Origin of the sequence: Frankia sp. QA3, assembly GCF_000262465.1 — a bacterium.
Lineage (GTDB): Bacteria > Actinomycetota > Actinomycetes > Frankiales > Frankiaceae > Frankia.
This window is the reverse complement of sequence record NZ_CM001489.1, coordinates 7,159,008-7,171,620: the sequence shown is the minus strand read 5'-3', so window position 1 is coordinate 7,171,620 and position 12,613 is coordinate 7,159,008. Positions and strand designations below refer to the sequence as shown.

The 12,613-nt window shown below is 72.2% G+C and carries 14 protein-coding genes, 1 tRNA gene and 1 pseudogene; 4 read left to right on the top strand and 12 right to left on the bottom strand.

Going from position 1 to position 12,613, the window contains the following annotated elements:
* Window positions 1–18: 18 nt before the first annotated feature.
* The 4 genes from FRAQA3DRAFT_RS29310 to FRAQA3DRAFT_RS29295 all read right to left on the bottom strand — a co-directional run bounded on the left by FRAQA3DRAFT_RS29310 (window position 19) and on the right by FRAQA3DRAFT_RS29295 (window position 4,550).
* The gene (locus FRAQA3DRAFT_RS29310) at window positions 19–2,409 is read right to left on the bottom strand and encodes a WD40 repeat domain-containing serine/threonine protein kinase (protein WP_009742680.1); all 2,391 of its coding nucleotides are present in this window, start codon (window positions 2,407–2,409) and stop codon (window positions 19–21) included.
* 203 nt (window positions 2,410–2,612) lie between these two features.
* A complete protein-coding gene (locus tag FRAQA3DRAFT_RS29305; RefSeq protein ID WP_009742679.1) occupies window positions 2,613–2,897 on the bottom strand; it encodes a YdeI/OmpD-associated family protein in 285 nt (94 codons plus the stop codon).
* A 7-nt stretch (window positions 2,898–2,904) separates the two neighbouring features.
* The gene (locus FRAQA3DRAFT_RS29300; protein WP_009742678.1) at window positions 2,905–4,254 is read right to left on the bottom strand and encodes a DUF2252 domain-containing protein; all 1,350 of its coding nucleotides are present in this window, start codon (window positions 4,252–4,254) and stop codon (window positions 2,905–2,907) included.
* Window positions 4,255–4,256: 2 nt separating this feature from the next.
* Complete coding sequence (locus FRAQA3DRAFT_RS29295; RefSeq protein WP_232291818.1) at window positions 4,257–4,550, bottom strand: EthD family reductase; 294 nt, start codon at window positions 4,548–4,550, stop codon at window positions 4,257–4,259.
* A 616-nt stretch (window positions 4,551–5,166) separates the two neighbouring features.
* Here FRAQA3DRAFT_RS29295 and FRAQA3DRAFT_RS31920 point away from each other — a divergent pair.
* Window positions 5,167–6,129: a nuclease-related domain-containing protein gene (locus FRAQA3DRAFT_RS31920; protein WP_009742676.1), complete on the top strand. Its 963-nt coding sequence runs from the start codon at window positions 5,167–5,169 to the stop codon at window positions 6,127–6,129.
* Between the two features lie 39 nt (window positions 6,130–6,168).
* On the opposite strand, the gene FRAQA3DRAFT_RS29280 is transcribed toward FRAQA3DRAFT_RS31920, so the two are convergent.
* Together FRAQA3DRAFT_RS29280 and FRAQA3DRAFT_RS39025 are read right to left on the bottom strand one after the other, a co-directional pair.
* On the bottom strand, window positions 6,169–6,513 hold the full coding sequence (locus FRAQA3DRAFT_RS29280) for a hypothetical protein (protein WP_035921683.1): 345 nt from the start codon (window positions 6,511–6,513) through the stop codon (window positions 6,169–6,171).
* 28 nt (window positions 6,514–6,541) lie between these two features.
* Window positions 6,542–6,646: pseudogene (locus FRAQA3DRAFT_RS39025) on the bottom strand (FAD-dependent monooxygenase); the annotation flags it as partial.
* 15 nt (window positions 6,647–6,661) lie between these two features.
* Here FRAQA3DRAFT_RS39025 and FRAQA3DRAFT_RS29275 point away from each other — a divergent pair.
* Both FRAQA3DRAFT_RS29275 and FRAQA3DRAFT_RS29270 read left to right on the top strand, forming a co-directional pair.
* Window positions 6,662–7,294, top strand: a complete 633-nt coding sequence (locus FRAQA3DRAFT_RS29275) for a TetR/AcrR family transcriptional regulator (RefSeq protein WP_009742675.1) — start codon at window positions 6,662–6,664, stop codon at window positions 7,292–7,294.
* Between the two features lie 359 nt (window positions 7,295–7,653).
* Window positions 7,654–7,727 (top strand) — tRNA-Ile (locus FRAQA3DRAFT_RS29270).
* 561 nt (window positions 7,728–8,288) lie between these two features.
* Here the strand turns inward: FRAQA3DRAFT_RS29270 and FRAQA3DRAFT_RS29265 are convergent.
* The 5 genes from FRAQA3DRAFT_RS29265 to FRAQA3DRAFT_RS29250 form a co-directional block, all read right to left on the bottom strand.
* Entirely contained in the window at window positions 8,289–9,071 is a 783-nt protein-coding gene (locus FRAQA3DRAFT_RS29265; RefSeq protein WP_198286992.1) for a hypothetical protein, read from the bottom strand.
* A 200-nt stretch (window positions 9,072–9,271) separates the two neighbouring features.
* A complete protein-coding gene (locus FRAQA3DRAFT_RS35545; protein ID WP_157467755.1) occupies window positions 9,272–9,466 on the bottom strand; it encodes a hypothetical protein in 195 nt (64 codons plus the stop codon).
* A gap of 64 nt (window positions 9,467–9,530) precedes the next feature.
* Entirely contained in the window at window positions 9,531–10,103 is a 573-nt protein-coding gene (locus FRAQA3DRAFT_RS29260) for a hypothetical protein (RefSeq protein WP_009742673.1), read from the bottom strand.
* A gap of 229 nt (window positions 10,104–10,332) precedes the next feature.
* Window positions 10,333–10,746 carry a hypothetical protein gene (locus FRAQA3DRAFT_RS37830; RefSeq protein ID WP_232291817.1) on the bottom strand — a complete coding sequence of 138 codons (414 nt, stop codon included), beginning with the start codon at window positions 10,744–10,746 and terminating at the stop codon, window positions 10,333–10,335.
* A gap of 156 nt (window positions 10,747–10,902) precedes the next feature.
* A complete protein-coding gene (locus FRAQA3DRAFT_RS29250; protein WP_009742672.1) occupies window positions 10,903–11,256 on the bottom strand; it encodes a VOC family protein in 354 nt (117 codons plus the stop codon).
* Between the two features lie 363 nt (window positions 11,257–11,619).
* Here FRAQA3DRAFT_RS29250 and FRAQA3DRAFT_RS33830 point away from each other — a divergent pair, with 363 nt between their 5' ends.
* A complete protein-coding gene (locus FRAQA3DRAFT_RS33830; RefSeq protein WP_369809386.1) occupies window positions 11,620–11,934 on the top strand; it encodes a protein-L-isoaspartate O-methyltransferase in 315 nt (104 codons plus the stop codon).
* On the opposite strand, the gene FRAQA3DRAFT_RS31915 is transcribed toward FRAQA3DRAFT_RS33830, so the two are convergent.
* Window positions 11,855–12,583, bottom strand: coding sequence for a response regulator transcription factor (locus FRAQA3DRAFT_RS31915; RefSeq protein WP_157467753.1), 729 nt, complete (start codon window positions 12,581–12,583; stop codon window positions 11,855–11,857). The genes FRAQA3DRAFT_RS33830 and FRAQA3DRAFT_RS31915 overlap by 80 nt on opposite strands.
* Window positions 12,584–12,613: the final 30 nt, after the last annotated feature.

The following is a 12,613-nucleotide window of genomic DNA, read 5'->3' as shown; positions in this document are numbered from 1 at the left end:
TGGACCGACCTGGTGCGCTCAGCCGAGGGACCAGATCCGCACGGTGCTGTCCTGGCTGCCGCTGGCCAGGGTGCGGCCGTCCGGGGAGCAGGCCACCGACTCGATGAGCGAGTCGTGGCCCCGCACCGCGGTCCCCTGCGGGCGCGGCGCGTCCGGGGCGGCGAGGTCCCACAGATGCAGCGCGTCGGAGTCGCCGACCGCGGCGAGCGAGCCGTCGGGTGAGAAGCACACCGGGCCGTCGCCGGCCAGCGACCGGCCGAACGGGCGCAGGGAGGTCCGGTCGGCAGAGACCTGCCACAGGTGCACCGCGTCGTCGGAGCTGCCGGTCGCGAGGATCCCGCCCGCCGCGCCGATCCCGCCGGCCGCGGAGAACGCCAGCGTCACGTCGTTGTCGGCGAACGCCCGCAGTGGTTCGCCGAGGGCATGCGGGGCCTTCGGATCGGACACGTCCCACAGGCCGACCGTGGTGTCGAGGCTGCTGGCGGCCAGGGTGTGGCTGCCCGGGAGGAACAGCACCGAGAAGATCCCGTCCGCCTGGTCGCGGCGCACATCGTGGTCGATCCGGCCCAGGCGGCGCACCGATCCCCCGGTGACGTCCCACAGCAGGATCAGGCCCGCGTTCGTACCGCTCCCGCTGGCGAGCGTGCGGCTGTCGGGCGAGAAGGCCACCGTGTTCACCGGGCCGGTGCTGTCGGCCGCGGGCCCGCCGAGCGACTTCGGGGCGGTGCGGTCCACCACGTCCCAGACCTGCACGCTCCCGGTGGACGAACCGCTGCCGGCGGCCAGCCTGCGGCCGTCCGGGGAGAACGCGACCGACCATACGGCGTCGGTGACGACCAACGGCGCGCCCAGCCGCCGGGGGCTGCCCGGACCGGCGGTGTCCCACAACCGGATGGTGCCGTCGCTGGCGCCCGTGGCCAGGGTGTGCCCGTCCGGGGCGAAGGCGACCGCGAACACCGCTCCGGTGTGCTCGGTCAGGGCGTCGAGTGGACGCAGCGCCGCGGCCGTGGCGGCGACCGGCGTGCCCCGCGTGGCCGTCGGCGTCGGGGTCCGGGGGGCCGGGATGGCGGGCGACGGGGTCGGGCCGGTCGAGCCGGCGGGGCTCGGTGGGGCTGCCATGCCGGCGGGGTCCCGGCCGGGTGTCAGGGCGACGGCCGCGGCGACGGCGGCGGCCAGCACCAGGGCGACCAGGCCGCCACCGAGCGCCAACCGGCGCCGTCCCGCGCGGCCGTTCCCCCGGCGCGGGACGTCCCCACCGATCGGGTGCGGTGGTGGCGTCCGGCGCGTGCCCGGCAGGACGTCCGGTCCACGATCCGACGGGGCGACCGGTTCGGGATCCGGCGGGATCACGGGGACAGGATCCGGCGGGATCACGGGGACAGGATCCGGCGGGATCACGGGGACAGGATCCGGCGGGATCACGGGGACAGGATCCGGCGGGACCGTCGGGTAGGGGTCCGCAGGGATGAGCAGGACCGGGTCGGGGCCGGGCGCCTCCCGGGTCGCCCACTCGCCCCACTCGACCGCTGCGGGTGTGCGGGCGGACCGGTCGCCGTCGGCGGCGGCGCGGACGTCGTCGTCCAGGAACAGCACCAGGCCGCAGCGGGCGGTCCAGCGCGGGCCGTAGGAGGCCGCCGCGGCGGCGGCGAGCTCGACGGCGAAGGCGAGCGCGGAGGGCGGGCGGGCGGCGGGGTTCTTGGCCAGCGCGGCGAGGATCACCGCGGTCACGGGCGCGGGCACCCCGGCCGGCGGGGCCGGGACGGTGGTGAGGTGGTGCTGCCACAGCGCCTGCACCGGCAGAGTGGGATCGAACGGCGGTGCGCCGGTCAGCAGCCGATGGAGCAGCACACCCAGGGCGTAGACGTCGGTGGCCGGGCCCAGCCGGCCGCCCTGGATCTGCTCGGGGGCCATGTACGCGGGGGTGCCGAGGCCAGCGACGCTGGCGGTGCCCGCCGCCCCCTCGACGATCTTCGCGATGCCGAAGTCGGTGACCTTGAGCAGGCCGGCGGAGTCGAACAGGACGTTGCCCGGCTTGACGTCGCGGTGCAGCACCCCCTGGGCATGCGCGGACGACAGAGCCGCGGCCACGGCCAGGCCCGCCGCGCAGGCGGTCTCGGGAGCCATCGGCCCCCGCCGGGCCAGGGTGCCGCCGCCCAGCAGCTCCATGACGATCAGGCACAGGTCGTCCGCGCGGACGCAGTCGTGGACCCGGACGATATGGGGGTGGTCCATGCTGGCCAGCAGCTGCGCCTCGGCCGTGGACGCCGCCGGCACGACCTTGACCGCGGCCCGGCGGCCGAGCTCCCGGTGCCGCGCGGCCAGCACCAGCCCGAATCCGCCCCGGCCCAGCACGTCGCCCAGCTCGTAGCCGGGCAGTGCGGCGGCGACCTGCGCCCGATCGACGATCATGCCAGGCCCGGTGCCGCACCCCCGCGGCGTCCGGCCCCCATCGTCACGAGCCCCCTCGTCCCCCTACGGCGCCATTCCCCCGAAACCGCCCGACGTGTCTGTATAACACGGCCGCTCTGACCGGCCCGGATCAGCCGTGCGGGCGAGGGAACCTCGGCCCGACCGGACCGCGGGGCGCATGGCACCGCCCGGCCGCCGGCCGCTCACCAGGGCAGGATCGACGTGATCGCCTCCCACGGGCTTCCCCGTCGGATCGCCTTGTCCAACGCCCCGTGGGCGGCGTAGTAGGCGGTCGTCTCGGCCCGCTCGCGCCGTTCGCGGGCACGCCGCGGCCGGGACACCCACGTGACGTACAGCGCCTGCACGTCCGCCGGCTGCTCCTCCCAGCCGGCCCAGGCGTCCGCCTGGCTGAGCGCCTCGAACAACTCGTCCGGGAGGGACTCCCGATCGTCCGACTCGTCCGGGAGGGACTCCCGATGCTCCGCCATGGTCCGCTCAGTCCACGTCGATGAGCTGGCCGTTGCGGAACATGTCGACGAAGAGCTGATGGTCCCGGTGGACCTGGGCGCCGTAGTCGTGGGCGAAGTCGACCAGCGAGGCGACGAACTCCTTGGCGTCGCGCGAGATCGCGGCGTGGATCGCGTCCTCGGTGGAGAAGTTCACCAGGTGGTGCTCGCTCTCGTCGTCCGCGACGGCGTGCATCCGGGCGGTGGAGCGACCGAGGTCGGCGACGAGGGCGAGCATCTGCTCGGGCTCGTTCACCTCCGACCAGTCCAGGTCCTGGGCGTACGGCGACACCTCGGCGACGAGCTGGCCGACGCCGTCGAGCTCCGTGTGGCCGAGCCAGGTGTCGCTGTGCGCCTGCAACGCGCGCTGCGACAGCGCCGTGCGATGCCCCTGGTGCCGGAAGTAGTCGGCGATCCGCCTGTCGGAGACGAACCGGCTCAGCGCCGGGACCTGTCCCTGCTTCATGTACAGGACGACGTCGTTGTCCAGCGCCTCCGTCTGCCCCTCGACAAGCAGGCTGTACGACGGCAGGCCGGCGCTGCCGATGCCCACCCCGCGACGGAGCACGACGTCCTTGACGGTCAGCGATACCGGGCGGGTGCGCCGGTTCGGCGGCACCGTGTCCAGGTAGCGCTCGAACGCGGCGAGGACGCCCGCCCGAGTGGTCTCGTCCACCGGGCTGATGCCGTCGCCGCGGGCGAACCGACGGTCATGACCCTCGACCACGGTGAGCTCGTCGAGCAGCCCGACCCTGGTTGAGCGCCGCGCCTGCTGGAGGAACGCGTGGACCACCCCCGAGGTGGTCGCGAGCGTCAGCAGGTCGGACGACGACGCGTCGCTGCCCTCGGCAAGCTCGCGGATCCGGTCGGAGTAGGCGCCCACGCAGGCCTCGACGAGACGGGTGATCACCGCGTCGCTGAGCGCCTTGGCGCGCCCGAGCAGGGCGAGGCTCGCGACGAGGCGCCGCAGGTCCCAGGTGAACGGTCCGACGTAGGCCTCGTCGAAGTCGTTGACGTTGAACACGAGCACGCCGTTGCTGCTCATGTACGTGCCGAAGTTCTCCGCGTGCAGATCGCCGTGGATCCAGATGCGGCTGGTCCGCTCGTCCAGGAAGGGGTCGTCGAGGGCGTGGATGTCGGCGTAGAACAGCGCCGCCGAGCCCCGGTAGAAGGCGAACGGCGAGGCCGCCATCTTGCGGAACTTGCGCCGGAACGCCGCGGTCTCCGCCGCCATCAGCTCGCCGAAGGCGGCGGCGAAGACGTCGGAGATGACCTGGGCGCGATCGGCGCCGGTGCTGGATGTGGCCGCGCTGGGCGGGGCTGGGCTGGGCGTGCTCATGCTCAGCCCGACACCTCGCTGGTCTGCATCACCGGCTTGATGGTCGTGTAGTTCACGACGTCGGCGCCGATCGCCTTGCCGTCGCCGCGGGACATCGCCGTCTTCATCGCCTCGATCGACTCGAACCGGAAGTGCGCGGCGGCGACGTACAGGCCGTCCAGCCCACGGTCGATCTCGACGTCCGACACGCCCCACTGCCCGGCGACCATCGGGATGTGCTTGTCCCGGTAGTAGTCGTGGTCGAACGTCGCGCCCTCGGTCCTCGGGTACAGCACGCTGAGCCGGATCACGGTCACCGCCTCCTCCAGTCGCGGCGCCTGCCGATCGAGACGCGCTGGTCCCAGCTTCTCCCAGAACGCCCCACCCGCGCGCGCCGCCCGCCCTCGGCCCGGCCCCGTGCCGCCCGACAACCGACAACCGACAACCGGCAACCGGCAACCGGCAACCGGCGCAGTGCGGCCGCCGCCGCAAGACCCACCCCTCAAGACCCACCGCGTAACGGCCCACCGCGTAACGGCCCACCGCGTTACGGCCCACCGCGTTACGGCCGACGGTTGGCCCCGCCGGTCGGCGAGCGCGCGGCCACCCAGGCTGTTGTTCCGCACACCGCGGATTACACGCGGCGTGACGACGAACGAATGCCCCTCTACGAAGCGTAGCGACGCCGAAGATCCCGGAAATCGACCTCCGACCGGTATTTGCGCTGGTCAGAAGCCCAATACTGAGCGTTTTACCGCCGTCTGGGCTTGCTGGGCGTCGTAGAACCGGTGGATGAGCACGTCCTGCCGGGATAGTGTGACTCGGCCGCACCGCGCGGAAGTTGTCTATCCAATTGACAGCTGATCCGTAGTGCGGCAAAGCCGATCGATCGGCCTTGATCCGTCATCTTCGTCGGCAGGAATGGGCAGAGGCATGAGCGAGCTACAGGTGACGCCGTGGCGCCGGTACGGGCATGACCGGCTCTATGTGAACCTCCCCGACGGGCAGAGCGCCGCCTGGTTCGACCTGAAGACCCGTCAGCTCAACGTTCTGCTCGACGTATATCAGGAGGCGGTGCTCGACGCCCTCGCGCCCTACCTGGCCGAACGGCCGGCGCCCCCGTCCCGCCCACTGCCGCCGACCGCACCGCCGCCCGTATCGACGCCCGCACCGCCGGCCGCACCGCCGGCCGGATGGACGCCAGCAGTGCCGGCGCCATCCGCATCCTGGCCCGTGTCGCCGCCCGTGCCGCCGGCCGCCGGGCCGATGGCCGCGGTGCCCCATCCCGCGGACGACCTTGCCGGCAACGCGCCCGGCGCGGCGATCCGCGCGAAGATCAAGGAGCTGACGCCGGGTTTCTGGCGCGCCCTGCTGAACCGTCTGCTCCGCCGACCGTCGGAGACGGAGGGGTGGCGCAAGGGGCTGGTCGGAGAGGAGACGGTGGGAGCGGAACTGGAGCGACTCACCGGCCGGGGTTGGCGGGTACTGCATTCGGTACCGCTACCCCGGGACGTTGACATCGATCATCTGCTGATCGGCCCGGGCGGCGTTTTCACCTTCAACACCAAATACCACGTCGGCGCCCGGATCTGGGTGGGCGACCAAGCCGTGAAGATGGGCCGTCAGCCGTATCCGTACGTGCGAAAGGCCCGGGCGGAGGCCGGGCGGGCGACGAGGGTGCTGACGCAGGCCTGCGGGTTCACCGTGACGGTCGACGCGGTACTGGCATTCGTCGAGCCGGCAAAGCTGACCGTGGAGCAATCGCTGCACGATGTCCGGGCGATTCGGCACGACCAGATCGCCGCCTTCGGTAATCTCCCGGTGGTGTGGCAGCCGGGCGATGTCGAACGGATCTACGCCGCGGCGCGAGACCGCCGTAGCTGGCTGAACGCCTAGGGAAAGCCCCCGCCCGCCGCCCGGTCGGCGACCGGGACGTCAGTGGTGGGCCGCCAGGTGGGCGAGGATCCCGGCCGGGGCGCCGGGCGCGATGGCCGAGGCGAACTCCGCCAGCAGCGTCTCGCGGACCCACCCGGTGTCGGCGAGGTCGACGCCGGCCGCCTCGTGCCAGTCGAGCTCGGTGCGCAGGGCGATGTAGACGCGGAGGTGGCCGCCGCCGTTGCGCTGGGCGCTGAGGCCGCGGTTGTCGTGCAGCGCCGTCATCATCCCCTGCCCGGTGAGGGCCGCGGCCTGCGGGTGGCGCTGGTCGGCATCGTCGAGGTGGGCCTCGACGAACGTGACGCCGCTGTAGTCCGGGACGCCGCCGAGCAGCGCCCTGGCCACGAGCGTCGGCCGAGGCGTCCAGGTCGTAGACGGTGACGCCGATGCCGTGGTTCTGCAGGACCCGGGCGCAGGTCAGGCCGCCGGGGCCGGCGCCGACGACGGCGATCGGGGTGGGGTCGGCGGATGCGGTCATGATCGTGCTCCTGTCATGGCGCTGGCCGACGCGGCGCTGGCGCTGTTCCTGGAGCGCGGGTTCGACGCGGTCGGGGTCCGCGAAATCGCCGACGCGGCGGACGTGTCGGTGACGACGCTGTTCAAGCACTTCCCCGAGGGCAAAGTGGCCCTGCTCTTCGACGAGGACGCCGACCGCGAGGCCGGCCTGGTCGCCGCCGTCCGCGACCGCCCGCCCGGCCGGACGATTCCCCAGGCGCTGCGCGACCATCTGGGCGGCGCCCGTGCCGCCGCGCGGCGTGCCGACCCGCGCCTGCGTGACTTTCACGCCCTGCGCGACTTTCACGCCCTGGTCGACAGCACCCCCGAGCTGCGCGAGCACTCCCGCCGGATGTGGCTGCGCCACGAGACCGCGCTGGCGGCAGCGATCGCCGAGGCCAGCGGGCTGCCCGCGGACGACCCGGCCTGCCTGGCCCTCGCCCACTTCGCCCTGGAGGCCGCCGGCCTCGCCCCCGCACGCATCGACGTCGGCACCGGGGTCGATGCCGAGACCGACGCCGAGACCGATGCGAACGCCGGCGCCGGCGCCGGCGCCACCCTGGAGCGGATCTTCGCGCTGCTCGAGCACGGATGGACGGCGGTGGCCGCCTCCCCGCCCGGCTCGGTGTGATCCCGCCGCCGGTTTCGCCGCGCCGGCATCCTCTCGGCGGCGCCGCCAGAAGGGCGGCCGGCGTAACCACCGTTTCGCGCCCGCGATCCGCCGTATTGGCCCACCCTCCGGCGGAACGGGCACCTCCTCGCCCCTGCCGTCGATGCTTCCGCACCCCCGCCGTTACGATCATCCGTCGTCCGGACGAGCGGCGCAGCCGGCGAGCGCCCTCGGTGATGCCCGCATCCAACCGAGACCACCCCAAGGCACCGGCCTGCGGTTCAGGTGGCACCGCATGAGCGCCCCAGCCGCCCGAACCCACCCGCTAGGCTGTAGGCACTCGGCGCGCCAGCACTGCCGGACGCCCGGGACCAGACCAGGGGGCGGTAGCTCAGCCGGTTAGAGCAGCGGACTCATAATCCGTCGGTCGTGGGTTCGAGCCCCACCCGCCCCACACTCTCTGACCAGGCCTTTTGTGGCGGCCCGGTCGTCGCGAAGATCGACAAGTGGTCGATGTGATGCCAATGTGATGCCGTTGCGACAGCAACTAATCTTGAAGCCTCGGTGGGCGGCTACAGGGAGCGACATGTGCCCCGGCGGTCATGGGCAGGTACTCGTCGTTCTGCGCAGCTTCACGCCGCCCGGCAGGCGTTGACCGACGCGGTCGGCAACGTCGACATCCTGCTCAACATGCTGCGCCCGGTCGGCCTGCAGACCCCTCCCATGTCCGTCGACGGGCGGCCGCCGGCGCGAACATGCGGTTCCTGCCGGTGGGTCTGGGTGAGGCCCGGAGGGGGCTACGGCCCCCTGGGCCGGCGCCGACCGCACTGTCAGCCCCCTCCGGATAGAGACGGAGGGCCTTGTGGAGCCCCTTTCGGAGGGCTGAAGGAAGGGGGTCGCGCTGGACGGGGAGGCCGTGCGCCAAGCCCTGCACCGGGCCCGCCGGCGCGTCTGGATCGGACCTGGCTGAGACCCGCCCGCGGGCCGGTCACGGGCCCGCGGTGCTCACCAGATCTCAGCGGTCGTGACGCAGACCTTCGACCTCGGCGCGGGCGTAGCGGCCGAACCGGCCGGGGGCCAGTCCGTCGCGTTCGGCGGTCACCTCGAAACGACCGACGGACCAGCCGAGCAGCTCGGCGGCCTCGGCGTTGGTCACGCTTGCCGCGAGCCAGCGTCGGCGGTCGGCGACGACTGCAAGGAGCTGATCGGGAGCGAGCGCGTCCAGGTCTTTGACCGCGTAGAGGGGCCAGCCGCGGAACTCGCCCGTCGGGCGAAGGATCCCGCGTTCGTGCAATGCCTGGACGTCCGCGCGTTGGACGTCCAGGGCCGTGCGCTCGGCCAGGTACTGGGCGGCCTTCTCCGAGCCGATACCCGGATGGTCGCCGACTTCGGCGAGGATCTGCTCGACCCGGTCGGGCAGCGTCTCAGCAAGGGCGTCCGACCAGCGGCGGCCCTCGATGTCGGGAGGTGGTACCAGTCCTCGGAACTGCGCGTGACGCAGCTGCCATTCCTGGATCCCGAGCGCGCGGGCGAGCTGCACCGGGCCGAACCCCTCCCGGCTGCGTGGCCTGGACGTCTTACCGTCGGCCGTCGGCTCGGGGCGTTCGCCGACTTCGGCGAGGATCTGCTCCACCCGGTCGGGCAGCGTCCGGGCCAGTGTGTTTGACCAGCGCTGGGCGTGAAGATCGGGCGGCGGTATCAGACCCAGGTTCTGAGCTCGGCGCAGCTGCCACTCCTTCATCCCAAGCCAGCGGGCGAGCTGCACCGGACCGAACCCCTCCTGGGACTGGGAGCTCACAACCCCGACCCTTTCTCCCGGCGATGCGGGTGGCCGATTCTGCCCGCGGATGCGGCACGGGACGCCCATGACCGAGCGATCCCCTCTTCTTTATTCTGCTCGCGTCCAAGCCGAGATGACCGGATGAACGCTTGTACGAGAGGATTGACGGGGGCGCTTTCGCTACTTGGCAGCAGCGTTCCTCGTCCGCGAGACGCCGTTCAGGCGCGCAGGGTTGCGCGTCGAGCGTGGTCGGCCAGGTAGGCCAACTGGTGGAGCAGCGCGGCTACCGCGGCCTGGCGAGTGGGGTGGGTGTCGTGCATCCGACCGGTCCGCCAGACCTGGACAGCACCGCCGCCGCCGATGGTGCGGGCCTGCCAGCCCCGGCCGCCGTGGCGGCCAGGGCTGCGGCTCACGTGCCCAGGGCGACCCCGCCGAGGCTGACCGCTACGCGCCCCGCCGGGCGGGATCGCAGCCGTGTCACACGGTCATCACGTGACGGTCGCATGCTGGGGGCGGTATCGGCCGGCGCTGGGTCCGGGGTGGCCGGTGGCGGTGGCGTGCCCTATCCGTCAGCATGAGGTGAGCCAGGTGGTGGCGCTGCATTCCCGGGTAGTAGTCGGCAGGGATCACGCCCTCCAGGTAGGACCAGCGCCGGCCAAGGTGGGCGATGAGGTCGTCCGGCAGCGGCAGCAGGATCGCGCGCGCAGCGCCGTCCCGCGCCCCGTCGCGGCCCCCGGTCTCGTCGCCGCTCCGGCTCTCGCCAGGGGCGGCGGAGCCCGCGCCGCCGTCGGCTCGGTCGCCCGCGGCCACGATGCCCCCGATCTCGGCGATGACAGCCGCAGGCGCCGCCGTCGCACCGAACAGGTAGCTCACCTCACCGCGGGCGAACGCAGCCGCGATGTCGGTGTAGTTGGCGTGGAGCACGCCAACGCCCCTCGCGGCGAGGCCGGCGTAGGAGGTGCCGTAGTACTCAAGGACTCGTCGGAAGGTCAGTTCGTCGGACGTGCTCGTTGGCGGCACGGCGATCCGGCCACCGGGAGTGCTGAGCATCTCGAGGTGAGCGTTGCCATGCAGGCACCTCTCGTGATGCGTCGGGGCCGCGGTGCGCCCGCAACCCGATGTGTCGATGGACCATGACACCGGGCGGGTCACCCGTTGGCCGGCGGTGGGGCCGGCAGCGGAGTGTGCGGACCCGCCCCTCCACCGTCAAGGCCGCTACCGCGTCGCTGTCGCGACCGGGGTCCTCTTCGGGGCCCACGGGCCTTGACCCCGGAGACCTCTACGGGCCCGCGGGCAGCACACAACGGCAGGCCCGGCTGCCTGCCCCCACACACGCACCCGGCCCCACCGCCGGCCAACCCTCGCACGCCCCAACCCCACTCCCGCCAGTTGGAGCGGCGCGCATGAAGACGATCATCCGGGTGGAAAGGACGGGACGGAGAGAGTCGACGATCTCTGCGAGGAGGAACTGGACCTTCGCGTCGATCGGGCGGTCGCTGGAGACGGACTGGACGAGGTCGAGGCCTTCGTCGACGGTGGTACAGCCGAGCATGTGGTCGAAGAACGCGATGTCCTCGGCGTCGGCTTCGACCCGGGACGCGGGCAGCTTCATCGCGAGCAGGTATTCGGCGGAGGCGACGTCGCCGGTGAGGTGGTCGGCCTCGGAGTACCTGGTCGCGGCCGGATCGACCATCTCGTCTCATGGGGGTCGCTCGTCATGGGAGAGCCGAAGGCTGTGGGGCAAGGTGGCAGAACGCCGTACGAGACCACGGCCGCGTCGTCGGCTGATTGATCCGCCCCACGCTGGCCGGTGACTGGCCAGCGTGGGAACGGATCGAATGCGCGTCGGTCAGCGCGGAAGCGACTTGTAGAAGACCAGGCCGTTGCCCTTGTTGTCATACACCACGGCGCGGCGCTCGTGAGCGTCGTCGTAGGGGCCTTTCACGATGCCGCCGCCGTTCTCCTCGATCGCCTTGGCCGCGCCGTCGACGTCGTCGGTCTTGATGCCCACGACGACTTGGCCGGGTATGGGGTGATCGATCGCTGTGGCCAGGGCAAGGGTCACAGAGCCGCCGTCGAGAGCCGCGAAGTGGGCGCCGTCGCGGAACTTCAGTGGGAAGCCGAGGGTCTCGGTGTAGAACCTGATCGATTCCTCGAGATCGTCCGTCGACAGGACGATCATCCGTACTTGCTGGTCGCTCATGGGTGCCTCCTCTGACTGGATCGCTTCCAGACCCGCACCGGGATAGCGCCGAATCGGTGGGGTTCGCGGGTTCCGCGATTGTTGGTGCATTAACAACCTAGACCCTGTCAGTCGTGGCGGAGACCGGGTTTCGGGCCGCGTCCAGCAGTCGGGAGGCCCGCATGCCCGGCGACGGGAACGTCCTTCGCTGGCCGCCCGGTCGTCGCACGCGCCGCTGGGGCCGTCAGCTCAGGGGCCCCGGGACGGGAAGGAGTGCATGCCCCGTACGCGGGCCCGGCCCGGCGGGTCTCAGGGAGTGTCCAGATTGCTGGTCGACATCGACAGGGGATCGTCCCGACCAGTTCGGGTAGCGCGCCGTGGGTGATGGCGCGGATGTTGGAGCTGCTCGACCTGCGCGACGGGATGGCCGTGCTGAAGGTGGGCACCGGGACCGGCTACAACGCGGCGTCGCTCGCTGAGCGGACCCCGTCCGGCGCGGTGACCTCGGTGGAGATCAACCCTGGGATCGCCGAGCGGGCTCAGGTGGCGCTGGCCCGGTCCGGCTGGCCGGTGCGGGCGTCGTCGGTGACGGGGAGGCGGGGTGTCCGGACGGAGCGCCCTAGGAACTCGACGCGGCCTTGTCGAAGCGCGTGCCCTGATCGACGAGCAGGGCACGCGCGGGGGCGCGCTCGGCCATGACGCGGGCGAGCTCGGTTCGGTTCCGTACGCCTAGCTTGCGGTAAATGCTCGCGGCGTGCTTCTTGATGCTCGCGCGGCTGAGATGCATCTGCGCGGCGATCTCCAGGTTCGTTGCTCCCATGGTGAGGAAGGCCATGACCTGAAGCTCGCGGTCGGTGAGCCCGAGCTCCCTGCCGTGGCGGTGACCGTTGACGGTCATCCGCTCGTCGAACGCCGCGGCCCGGACAATCTTTGCCACCTCGGCGGCGCCCATGTCCGGGCTCAGGGCACCGACGGCGCCGAGTCGGCGGACGGCGATCTCCGTGGACAGTCCGCAGTGCGAGCTGAGCACGACCCGGATGCCCGGGTCGGCCTGGCGTAGAGCGTCGACGTGCGGCGCGACGAACGTCGACAGCTCGAGCACGACGACGGCCGGCCGGCTCGCCCGCACATGTGCCACGGCCTGCTGGAGGTCGCGAGCGGTGAGGCACCGCTCGACCCACGGCTCCCGCGAAAACACGAGCGCCAGGCCGAGGCGCGGAGCGGTCTCCTCGCAGAAGATGAGCAGCCTGACCTGCTCCGGTGCGTCCGAACCCGCTGCGGAAACGTCGGCCGGGAGCGCGGCAGCCGCCGCGGACGCGGACGGGGAGGTCACAACCTCGGTAGCCACCTGGCTATAGTAGACAGAAATGTAGAGACG

What these genes read in the sequence shown, in the direction of transcription:
- FRAQA3DRAFT_RS29310 (WP_009742680.1), bottom strand. Translation starts at nt 2,409, where the DNA reads ATGATCGTCGATCGGGCGCAGGTCGCCGCCGCACTGCCCGGCTACGAG.
- FRAQA3DRAFT_RS29305 (WP_009742679.1), bottom strand. Translation starts at nt 2,897, where the DNA reads ATGGCGGAGCATCGGGAGTCCCTCCCGGACGAGTCGGACGATCGGGAG.
- FRAQA3DRAFT_RS29300 (WP_009742678.1), bottom strand. Translation starts at nt 4,254, where the DNA reads ATGAGCACGCCCAGCCCAGCCCCGCCCAGCGCGGCCACATCCAGCACC.
- FRAQA3DRAFT_RS31920 (WP_009742676.1), top strand. Translation starts at nt 5,167, where the DNA reads ATGAGCGAGCTACAGGTGACGCCGTGGCGCCGGTACGGGCATGACCGG.
- FRAQA3DRAFT_RS29275 (WP_009742675.1), top strand. Translation starts at nt 6,662, where the DNA reads ATGGCGCTGGCCGACGCGGCGCTGGCGCTGTTCCTGGAGCGCGGGTTC.
- FRAQA3DRAFT_RS29260 (WP_009742673.1), bottom strand. Translation starts at nt 10,103, where the DNA reads ATGCTCAGCACTCCCGGTGGCCGGATCGCCGTGCCGCCAACGAGCACG.
- FRAQA3DRAFT_RS37830 (WP_232291817.1), bottom strand. Translation starts at nt 10,746, where the DNA reads ATGGTCGATCCGGCCGCGACCAGGTACTCCGAGGCCGACCACCTCACC.
- FRAQA3DRAFT_RS29250 (WP_009742672.1), bottom strand. Translation starts at nt 11,256, where the DNA reads ATGAGCGACCAGCAAGTACGGATGATCGTCCTGTCGACGGACGATCTC.
- FRAQA3DRAFT_RS33830 (WP_369809386.1), top strand. Translation starts at nt 11,620, where the DNA reads ATGGCGCGGATGTTGGAGCTGCTCGACCTGCGCGACGGGATGGCCGTG.